The sequence below is a fragment of the Bradyrhizobium sp. Gha genome (genome assembly GCF_900113735.1).
GTDB lineage: Bacteria > Pseudomonadota > Alphaproteobacteria > Rhizobiales > Xanthobacteraceae > Bradyrhizobium.
This window is the reverse complement of sequence record NZ_FOQM01000036.1, coordinates 70749-81110: the sequence shown is the minus strand read 5'-3', so window position 1 is coordinate 81110 and position 10362 is coordinate 70749. Positions and strand designations below refer to the sequence as shown.

The 10362-nt window shown below is 60.9% G+C and carries 10 protein-coding genes; 2 read left to right on the top strand and 8 right to left on the bottom strand.

Annotation, left to right across the window (positions count from 1 at the left end; genetic code table 11):
- Positions 1–2171 (bottom strand): beta strand repeat-containing protein (locus BM222_RS31720; protein WP_210188524.1); only part of this gene is annotated, 2171 nt, incomplete at its 3' end.
- A gap of 1074 nt (positions 2172–3245) precedes the next feature.
- Here BM222_RS31720 and BM222_RS42450 point away from each other — a divergent pair.
- A complete protein-coding gene (locus BM222_RS42450; protein WP_244547335.1) occupies positions 3246–3470 on the top strand; it encodes a hypothetical protein in 225 nt (74 codons plus the stop codon).
- A 176-nt stretch (positions 3471–3646) separates the two neighbouring features.
- Here BM222_RS42450 and BM222_RS31710 read toward each other — a convergent pair whose 3' ends face one another.
- The 7 genes from BM222_RS31710 to BM222_RS40490 all read right to left on the bottom strand — a co-directional run bounded on the left by BM222_RS31710 (position 3647) and on the right by BM222_RS40490 (position 9083).
- Positions 3647–5785, bottom strand: a complete 2139-nt coding sequence (locus BM222_RS31710) for a spermidine synthase (RefSeq protein WP_092237254.1) — start codon at positions 5783–5785, stop codon at positions 3647–3649.
- Between the two features lie 510 nt (positions 5786–6295).
- Positions 6296–6421 (bottom strand): hypothetical protein, encoded by a 126-nt coding sequence (locus tag BM222_RS42900; protein ID WP_283810275.1) that lies wholly within the window; start codon positions 6419–6421, stop codon positions 6296–6298.
- Between the two features lie 74 nt (positions 6422–6495).
- On the bottom strand, positions 6496–6714 hold the full coding sequence (locus BM222_RS31700) for a chromate transporter (RefSeq protein WP_210188523.1): 219 nt from the start codon (positions 6712–6714) through the stop codon (positions 6496–6498).
- A complete protein-coding gene (locus tag BM222_RS31695) occupies positions 6693–7316 on the bottom strand; it encodes a superoxide dismutase (RefSeq protein WP_092237248.1) in 624 nt (207 codons plus the stop codon). Before BM222_RS31695 ends, BM222_RS31700 begins: the two co-directional genes overlap by 22 nt.
- Before the next feature lie 24 nt (positions 7317–7340).
- Positions 7341–8252 carry a DUF1259 domain-containing protein gene (locus tag BM222_RS31690; RefSeq protein ID WP_177243585.1) on the bottom strand — a complete coding sequence of 304 codons (912 nt, stop codon included), beginning with the start codon at positions 8250–8252 and terminating at the stop codon, positions 7341–7343.
- Positions 8253–8269: 17 nt separating this feature from the next.
- Positions 8270–8509, bottom strand: a complete 240-nt coding sequence (locus BM222_RS41495) for a PepSY domain-containing protein (RefSeq protein ID WP_177243584.1) — start codon at positions 8507–8509, stop codon at positions 8270–8272.
- A gap of 49 nt (positions 8510–8558) precedes the next feature.
- Entirely contained in the window at positions 8559–9083 is a 525-nt protein-coding gene (locus BM222_RS40490; protein WP_143106118.1) for a rhodanese-like domain-containing protein, read from the bottom strand.
- Between the two features lie 215 nt (positions 9084–9298).
- Here BM222_RS40490 and BM222_RS31680 point away from each other — a divergent pair, with 215 nt between their 5' ends.
- Positions 9299–10330 carry a hypothetical protein gene (locus tag BM222_RS31680; RefSeq protein ID WP_143106117.1) on the top strand — a complete coding sequence of 344 codons (1032 nt, stop codon included), beginning with the start codon at positions 9299–9301 and terminating at the stop codon, positions 10328–10330.
- Positions 10331–10362 lie beyond the last annotated feature (32 nt).

Below are 10362 nucleotides of genomic sequence, written 5' to 3'. Positions count from 1 at the left end.
AAGGCGATGGTGCCGGTGGTCGAGAGGTCGGGCGTGGTCGCGTCCTCGGTCACCGCGCCGGTCGCCGTGGTGGAGCCGGCGACGATGGTCGGCGCCTCGTTGGTGCCGGTGACCGTCACCGTCACGATCTGGTCGACGGTGCCGCCATGGCCGTCGGCGATGCTGACGGTGAAGCTCTCGGTCGCGGTCTGGCCGGCGGCGAGATCATCGGTGGCGTTGTCCGCGACGGTGTAGGTCCAGCCCACCGTGCCGCCGGACGTCGTCGGGCTCTCGCTCACGGCGCCCAGGGTCAGCGTGCCGCCGAGCGTGTTGCCGGAATCCGGGGTGACGCTTGCGGTATGGGTGTCGATCAGGTCGACATCGTCAAAGGCGATGGTGCCGGTGGTCGAGAGGTCGGGACTCGTCGCGTCCTCGGTCACCGCGCCGGCGGCATGGGTCGCCGCCGCCACGATCGAAGGCTGGTCATTGGTGCCGGTGACGGTCACCACCACGTTCTGACTCGCGCTGCCGCCATGGGTATCGGCAACCTGCACCGTGTAGCTCAGCGTGACCGTCTGACCCGCAGCCAGATAGTCGAAGTTCTTGTCCTGCGCCGAGAAGCTCCAGCCATTCGAGCCGGTCCCGCCATTGGGAGAGTCGGTCAGCGTGCCGAGCGTCAGCCAGCTCAGAAGCGTCGCGTTCGACGGCAGGCCCGACGTCGCGCCCGAGGCGGTCACCCCCATGACGCTCACCGTGTGAGAGTCGCTCAGATCGGCGTCCGTAAACGTTACAGCACCATTCGCGGTGTCGCTGGTCGTCGAACCAAGCTGGCCCGCAAGTTCCGTGATGGCGCCGGTCTGCGCGCCGCTGGTGATTACCGGTACATCATTCGTGCCGGTGATCGTCACCACCACGTTCTGGCTGGTGGTGCCGCCATGGCCATCGTCGATGCTGACGGCGTAGGTCGCCGTGAGTGTCTGGCCGGCCGCCAGGAAGTCGAACGTCTTGTCCTGGGCGTTGTAGCTCCAGGCCACGCTGCCCGCGCCAGAGCCCGTCGAGTCGGTCTTCGTCAGCGCCAGCGAGCTGGCGTTCGTCAGCGCACTGATCTGGCCAGCCGTCAGGCTGCCGCCGGACCAGATAAAGCTCGGCACGCCCTGACTGACCGTGTGTGCGTCCGACAGATCCACATCGGCGAAGGCAATCAAGCCCGACGCCGTGTCCGCCGCGATCGAGCCATTCGTGCCGGCGGCCTCGGTGATCGCGCCAGTCGCCGTGGTCAAGCCGGCCACGATGGTCGGTTGGTCGTTCGTACCCGTGACCGTGATGGTAATGGGCTGAGTGACCGACCCGCCGTGTCCATCATCGATGGTTATTGTGTAGGTAACCGCAAGCGTTTCTCCCGCCGCAAGGAAGTCAAACGCCTTGTCCGCGGCGCTGTATGCCCAGTTAACCGATCCCGTCGCCGTCGCTGCATTGGTGCTATCGGCCGTAACGAGATTGAGGTTACTCGCAGCGGTCAGCGCCGTCGTTTGTGCTGAGGTGAGCGTCCCCGACGACCAAGCAAAACTCGGCCCGCTCTTCGAAACCGTATGGGTATCGTGTGCATCGACATCGGAAAAGACGATTGTGCCGGTCGTTTGATCCGAAGCTGATGATCCCGTCGTGTTCGTAGCCTCGCTGAACGCGCCATTGGCGGTCGTCGAACCCACGACAATGGAGGGAGCATCATTCAATCCCGTGAACTGCAGCGTGACGGTCGCCCAGCTGAGTGTGCCATTGCCCAGCTGAATGGCATAGGTGAACGTATCCGTCAGCGTTTCTCCAACGGCCAGCGCCTGAAGCTTGGCGTTGATGTCACCCTTGTCGTAATGAACGGTGCCGTCCGTTTCGATCCAAATGCGTGCACCCAGGGCGCTATGGTCGCTCGTTCCCGCGGCTCCCGCAGAGTCACTGCTGTAGGCGACATCTTTGACCAGCAGGTCCGCAGGTGCGTAGCTCTTGGTCGAAGCAGACGCGCTCGTTCCGTCGTCCAAGGAGAACAGCGCCTTGGCCGCGCCCCCGAGATCGTTTGCCATCACGTTCAAAACAAGAATGTTGCTCGCGTCTTCGGTAAACGTGAAGGCGTCTGTGTTGGCTTGAGGAGCGTTCCCGAACGAAACCGTGCTACCGCCGCCGGTCGTCTGCGTCGCCATAGCTAGATCCTCCAAACAGGACGCGGTCCGTTCTCACGGCCGCGAGCAAAGCGGTGTGGTGCGAAGTGTTTGTAGCCGTTCCTACTGTGGTTCGATCGAACGACCATCAAAGCTGACGCCTCGACAAACGAAGCGCGCGCAGCACCAATCGGCACCGCGCCAGGCCGGCCCGAATCCCGTTGATCGATCTCAAGCGATCGGATCGGTCGTGAGCTGGCTGGAAGCCCTGGCCGAAAGGTGGAACCAGGAGGAATCAGAGGAATTCGGAAGCTGCTGGAGGTGCCGTTCGATTTCAGAGCAGTCGATCGCCAACCCCGCACACGGATGAAACTAACGCGACTCAATTCCCGCCCCCCGAAAGTTCCAAAGAGAAGCCCCGTTCCACTCGTGTCGAGGCCTTATCGTGAGAAGTTGTGCTACGCGCCTAGGATCATTCGATCCAGCACAAGCCCGGGGTACTCCATCGGGATACCCACACTCTCCTCTGGATGTTCCCTCGGGATGATGGCGGCCTGTATCATCGTTAACGAGTGAGACGCACCCCGCTAACCTCAGACGAGGTCTGCCTTGCTATCACCATTGCGCTCTCAGTGTGGTGGATTGAGGCAAGCATTGCGAGAAGCAGGCGGTGAGCTGGATTTACTATAATCCGCTACGCCGGACCTGATCCAAGCGCCGCGCCCGCGTGAATCGGCATCGGCTTCGTTTCGACACTGATGGATATACAGCTAAGCGACCATGCGGCGATGGCCAAGGGGTCGAAGAAAGCGAGAGCTGGCCTGAAATCATCAGCGCGGAGCCAAAAGGCCAACCTCAAGCTACCGTCGCAGCTACGGGCAACATGCGCCTTCTATGAATCAGTTCGAACCCACTTCCTCATCCATCTCAGCGACATCGCTCGAACGAGATCAAGGAAGCAGTCATCGGGGTCCAACAACCCGCTATGGCAAACCGACGTGTGGCGCGTGTCACAGAGTTTACTGGCTCTGTCGCGATATCAATTCATCGCTTCGCTGGCGTAGGGCCACGTCGAAGCAAGGACTTCGACCAAACCTGACGGAGAGGAATCCATCCATGTTGCGTAAATTTTCGTTTATTGCAGTTGCCGCAGTTTCGTTGGGTGCGGCTGCTCTGGGCCCAACCTCCGCCTCGGCCTATGAGCTTGGCGGCCACCACGGCGGCGACCATCGGAGTGGTGTAACCATCGTGCTCGGCGGCCCCGGCTACTATGGCTACGACGACTGCGACCACGACTACGATTACTACCGCCACCATCCGCGTCGCTGGAGGCCGTTGTGAATTGCTTCTGACCTCAGTCGTCGTGAACGGTCTCGGAGGCGCGCGAATTATGTAAATCCGCGCGCCCACTTCTAAGCCTTCGGCGGTCGAAGATCTCAAACCTCACCTTCGGCGAGATGCGCAGAAGGGTATTGCGCGGCAGCATGTCGACGTGTGCGAGTGACTCACTCGCACCATCAGAATGCGATCACCCGCCAAATATCGGCGCGCTGATCGGTCCAAAGGTACCGGGCTTCTGCCGCAGGGAGCGCTTTCCAACCATCCTTGTCGGAGAATGGGTCAAGGGTGCTATTCCGTCCGGCTACCACAACCCCTATCGCAGGCGAACGTCGGAGGATCGATGTTCCAGGCGGCGGGATGTCAAAAAGGATGCGCGCCGGGAGGCCCGCATTCGTTGCCAGGGCTCCGACCACCGGAGCCAGAGTTAATCTCCGACTACTGACGTGGAACAGGATGTGCCCACCGGGGGCTAGTTTTCGCAGGTAAAGCGCTAAAGCCTCCCGCGTCAACAGGTGCATCGGGATGCTGTCTGAACTGAATGCATCGACAACCAGCACGTCATAAGCGCCGTCTGGTGCATTCCCGATGGTGATTCGAGCGTCGCCCAAGACGACACGCGAATGGGGGGCGCAGTCCTCCAAGAAATGAAAGTGATCCCTTGCCAGGCGCTCAACGACGGGATCGATCTCATAAAATGTCCAGTCCTGGCCTTCTTTGGCGTAACAAGCGAGAGTGCCTGTGCCCAGCCCAATAACGGCGACGCGGCGCATTTTGCTTTGAGACAATGCGTTGAAAAAACGGCCGAACGGACCCTCCCTCGTATAATACGTCATAAGCAGCGGGGCCTCATCTGGTCGCAGGCTCTTGGCTCCGTGTAGGGTCGTACCATTCATGAGTACGAGGGTCGGTTCTGGCTCATCGGAAGCCATCTCGACTCGATAGACGCCGAAGAAGCTTCGCTCGGCGGCAATCAGCTTCCAGGCGGTCTGTGACCTCAACGGAAAAAGGAATACGAGAGCGATAGCAATAGCGAAGCGCCACCTTCGTTGGGAGAAATTTACCAGCGTCAACGCCAGCACCAGGTAGGGAAAGCAAAAGACCGCCATCGTAAACGGCCCGTAGCTTGCGGAGTCAATGAGCGTGCTTCTGAGGACCAGCAAAACAGCTAAGAATAGTAATGGCAGAACAATATCCATCAGGGGCTTGCTTTGCTTGTCCGAGTGCATCGGCGGCCTCACTAGACAGGCTGCAATCAATGCTAGTGGATATTCCCATACGCCTTTGAAGATCAGCGGAGCGATCAATGCATTAAAAACTCCGCCCAAAACGCCCCCCAAGGAGAGGAAGAAATAGAATTCGGTCAGTTGCGCGGAGGATGGCCGTCGCTTCGCTAATTCGCCATGACAGGTCATGCTAATGACGAAAAAGCAGCTGAGGTGAAAGGCCAGGGCGATTGGAAGAGGAACAAAAACAAAAATGCCGCCGGCACCCATGGCCACGACCAAAATCAGTGCGACCGGAAACGCGCGCTCCATGATCGCATGAGGCAAAGGCGGCCGTCGCGCAAAGGCACAAATGAACGTCAGCAGGTACAGCGTGAGCGGGAGCACCCACAGCAACGGCGCGGATACAATGTCCGAGGTGATATGTTGAGTGACGCCAAGCAACAGAGACGACGGGATGAAGGCAAGCCCAGTCCAGATCAAACGATCGCGTGTACTGCTCGCTCTGCTTACTCCAATGACCTGCGTCGGCTCATCCAGGCGACGCCTGTCTGACAACATAATGGCGGCGCACAAAGCCACTCCCAGAGCCAGTACTGCAAAACCAGCGGACCAAAACGTCGCCTGTCGATCAAGCGGCAGTTCTGGTTCGACTGCCAATGGATATGCCAGCAGCGCTAGAAGGCTTCCGGCGTTGCTCACTGCATAGAGAAAGTAGGGATCGCGCGCTCCCTTGTGATCGCAATGCGCGAACCAATGCTGCAAAAGGGGTGCTGTCGCCGAAATAGCGAATATCGGGATCCCGCAGGACCAGCTGAGGCGCAACAACAGCCATAAGACCGGAGACTGGTCTGCTGACGGTCCGTCGGGTCCGAGCGTCAAAGGAAGTGCAATGGCCGACAACGGCAGAAGAATGCAAACGTGAACACCAACTTGCGCCAAGCGCGACGACAGTCTGGTTAGAAGATGCGCATACGCGTAGCCAAGAAGCAGCATAGTCTGGAAGAACACGAGGCATGCGCTCCAGACCGATGCTGCTCCGCCGAGCTTCGGCAGCACCATCTTGGCTATCATCGGCTCGACGAGAAACATCAAGCCCGCGCTCAAAAGCAGGGTGGCTGCAAATGTCGGTATCGCTATCGAGAATCGAAGGGGTAGCCGACCAACGCCTGCTGAACCGTTCATTGTGGCCTAAGATATTTGAGAGTATTCAATGCCGCGTCGCAAGCTTTGAGCGTACGATCAAACGGTAGGTCGAGCTCCAGCCATTAAGAGGTACTCAGGCAGAGTCCGCTTTTTGCATCCAGGCGATGAATAGCGAGGCTCCGTTTCCATGGCGGCCTGGCGCAGGTTGCCTCACCTCCGTTTGGCCGAAACATCTTGCAACGTGTACTTCGGTATCAAGGATGTGGGAAAGCTAGGTGATCTTCTTCATGATCATGCGCGGCCGAGAACAGGCTCACGCTATCTGCCTTGGTCCACAAGCCAATCATCCCAGCGTCAGCGATCGTAGTGTCCTCCACCTCGAAGATCAGCTTTCCGTCATAGGTCACCTTGAACCGATTTCCCGTGAAGTCGCAACGCAGGGCGCATGGTCACTCCTCACTTGAGCCCGGTGAGTACCCAAGCCGGCTGAAGGATCGGATAGGCGACCAGCCCGACCACGGCTGTGACCGCAATCAGCAAAGGATTGCTGACTTTCCAGCGAAACAGCACCGCCAGCGACACGATCCCGATGAGCGCGGTCAGCCAGTCGCCGATCGCTATCTTGCCGAGCAGGAAGCTCGCACCCAGAATGGTCCCTATTGCTGCCGCATAGGCCCCTTCACGAAGCCCTGCACGTTCGGATTCTTTCGGTGCCGCGCCAGCAACGGCGCCACGATGAGGACCAGTAGGAAGGACGGCAGGAAGATACCCACCGTCGAGATCAGCGATCCCCAGAAGCCCGCCACCAGATAGCCGACGAACGTCGCCGTGATCACGACCGGCCCGGGACTCATCATCCCGATGGCGACCGCCACTCAGGGGCTTCCCTCGCGTATTGATCGTAGAGGGCGGAGGCGTTGTCCCAGCGGATGGCCTCCATGTAGATGTCGACATAGCGGGCTGCGGCAGCGCCGAAGTCCATGTGATAGGCATGCTCATACATGTCGAGCACCAAAACCGGACGGCCGCCGGCGAGCGTGGTCGTATGGTCGGCGGCCCACTGGTTGACGAGCCGCTTGTTTCGGGGCGAATACGACAGGATAACCCAACCCGAACCACCGCCCTCTGCCTTGCCCATCGCCGCGAACTCCGTGCGCCATCGCTCGATGCTGCCGAAGTCGCGTGCGATCGCCTCGGCGAGAGCGCCGCCGGGCTTGCTGGCGCCGCCGAGACCATCGAAGTAGATCTCATGCAGGATCATCGGATTTGCAGCGATCAGCTCTTCGCGCTTCAGGCCGTTGATGACGAAGTTCGGCGCCTTGGCAAAGTCCAACTCGGCGAGTTGCGCGCTAATCGCGTTGAGCCGCTTCACCGCGCCGCCGTAGTTGTTCTCATAGTGGCTGATGAGCACCTTCTCAGAGATGCCGCTGATCGACTTCGGATCGAACGGCAGCGGCTTGGTTTCGTAGGGCGTCAGTCGGCTCCTTCCCTCATCCTTGGCTCAACTCTTCGTACTGGCCGTCTTGTCCAGCGCCGCCCGCACGCCTTCGGCGAGCTTCACGGCGTCGTCGTTCGCCCAGAAGTGCATGAAGAACAGTCGCGGCTGCTCGTCCAGCATGTGGCTGTGCAGCGCTGTCACCTCGATGCCGTGTGCCCTCAGCGCCAGGATGACCGGGTTGACCTCGTCGCCGGTCAGCACGAAGTCGCCCGTGATGGCGGCCTTCCCGCCTCCCGTCGGCTGGAAGTTGATGCCGATCGCAACTCCCATCGGACCGACAGGGGTCAACGGCATGCCGTCCTGCGTGATCGGGTCTCGCCGCTTGACGTTGAACTGGTAGACGCCGCCGTTCGTCTGGCCCTTCACGCCGATGATCTGGTCGAGCTTCGCTGTGTCGAGATCGACGGCCGGAGGCGGACTCGCCGGCGACGCGACCGTCAGCGGGGTCTTGCTCTCGGCCAGCGCATCGTGGATCGCCGAGGCCAGCTTGACGGGGTCGCCGTGGCCGGCAACGTGCATGTAGAAGGTCGCCGGGCTCGCGCGCAGCAGATGGTTGTGCACGGCGGTGATCTCGAGACCGTTCGCGATCATCTTCGCCATCACGGGGTTGATCTCGGTCTCGAGCAACACAAGGTCGCCCATGACCATGGCGCCGCCGTGCCCTGGCTTGAACGCGACCCAGCCGCCGAGCGCCAGCGCTGGCTTGATCGCCACGCCGTCCAGCGTCACCGACAGATCGGTCCGGGGAAAGCCGTAGCGATGGACGTCGTCCGAGACGGCGGGCTTCCGCCCCAGCGTCTCGTCGACCTTCTGCCAGTCGACGCTCTGCGCCTTTGCCGCAGAAACGAAGGAGCCGGAAGCAGGTGCCAGGAGGCAGGCGCCGAGTGCGATCAGCGCGTGAATTGTTCGTTTCATCATACTGCTCCTCGAACTCAGTTGCGTTCTTTGATTTGGCCGCTGCTGTCCACGACGAGCATCACCGGCTTGCCGTCCTTCAACGCTTTGGCGGTGGTGCCTTCGGCCGTCGACTTGACGTCTTTCACCTGTGAGTAGCCGGCCGCCTGGATCTTGGCGGTCAGCTCTTCCCGGGTCAGGGCGTGCGCGGGCGAGAAGCCGAAGCCCATCGCAAGCGCTACGAAGAGCGCGGCCCGATAGATCGTCGATGTTCGCATGTCTGATCTCCTGGTTGTCCCTGCCCCAGAAGTCATCAGGCGTTCGGCCTCACTTGCCCTTGTGGGTCGGCCAGTTGTGCAACTCCTTGGTCGCGTCGCGGCACCATCGGTAGAATGCGTCGTAGAGCTGGAGACCGGCGTTCAACTGCTCCTCGTCGTCGAACATGCGCGATAGACCGAGCGATGCCGGACGCGCTCGCGTGACCCACGGCGTGCGACCGCGGCCGTCTCGCTTGGGAATCCTGGCGGCCGGCACCGTCGCATGGTTCGCTTCCTTCCAGCCGACCTGGCCGCCTTCGAGGCTCTCGGCGGCGACGTTGCAGCAACGGAGCCAAGCCGCGGTGCCCTCGCTGAGCTTCTGGCCTTTGTGACAGACCACGACGACGGATTGGCCCGACAGGCGGGAAGCCCAATCCTGGACGTCGAGATGCGAGCGCCGCACGGCGCCGGGGATCAGGCGCGGATCGGCCGAAAAGTCCTCGTCGATGCGTACATCGATGAGCGTCGGCGCGGCCGGCGTGCCTACCAATCGAGACAGTTTATCGGGAGAAATAGAGGTGTACGATGCTGACATGCTGCGCCCTTGTGATCAGGACGCGATTCTTGGGCATGGCGCCTCGCGAGGAGATCGCACGTCCCCGTGGGGCGAATAAAAGCCCGGATGGCGGGGCTGTCAACCCACGTGCGCCGGCTGGTGCAAAGAAATCAACGCCAAGATTTCCTCGATCCAATGGAACGAAAGCAAGATCAGACGCCGAGGATCGCAATCGCAATGGTGTCGACCGAGATTTGGCCTCGCACTTCGCCGTGTTATCGTCCTGCTCGATGTCGGTGCAGTCGGCGAGCTACAACATGAGGAAATGCGCCTCAATCCTTGCGATGGCTGCCGTTTCGGTCTGCACGCAGTCCGCCCGTGCCCACGGCATCGCCGGTAACCGCTATTTTGACGGCACCATGACGTTCGACGACCCCGCGGTCGCCGACGAGGCGATCGTCCCGGACTTCTCCTACCTCGGCTATCCGACCCAGGACAGCAACGTGCAGGAGAGCCGAATCAACTGGTCCTTCGCTCGTTTGCTCACGCCGACACTTGCAGCCACGCTCGATAGCGGGTGGATCCACCAGAACTGGCCGATCGGACACACGGCCGGCTTCGACAAGACCAGTCTTGGTCTCAAATACGAAGCGTACCGCGACAACAAGCACGAGGCGCTTGCTTCGGTGAGCATCGCCTGGGGCATTGCTCATTCAGGTGCCGTGGGCGTGGGAGCCGACGCACCGAACACGATCCAGGCTGGCGTCACCTTCGGCAAGGGATTCGGTGATCTACCGGACTCGCTCTCCTGGCTCCGACCATTCGCCATCACGGGCGCGTTTGTCGACGAAGAACCCGTCGGACAAGGCGGTCGGGCCCTTGCGCCAAACCTTGCCACAGGAACCTTCCTGAACGTCTCGTCTCCGGCCGTGCAAACCCTGCACTGGGGCCTTTCCATTCAATACAGCACACTTTACCTGACCCGACACTTCGACGGTTACGCGCCCAAAGAGGAGCCGTTGAACCAGTGGGTGCCGCTGGTCGAATTCAGGTTCGATAGTCCTCGCGGCCAGAAGACAGTGGCCACGGCCAATCCCGGCCTCGCCTACGTCGCGGTTACCTGGCAAGCCTCGGCCGAAATCATTGTTCCCATGAACCACGCGGGAGGAAACAGTCCGGGCTTCCGCGCTCAGATGCTGCTGTTCCTCGACGACCTGGTACCGTCGGTATTCGGTAAGCCGCTCCTGACCCGTGCACCACCCGAGAACCGACAAATAGCTTGGTGAGCGGCGTGGCGATGCCGTCGCTGCGTCGCAAT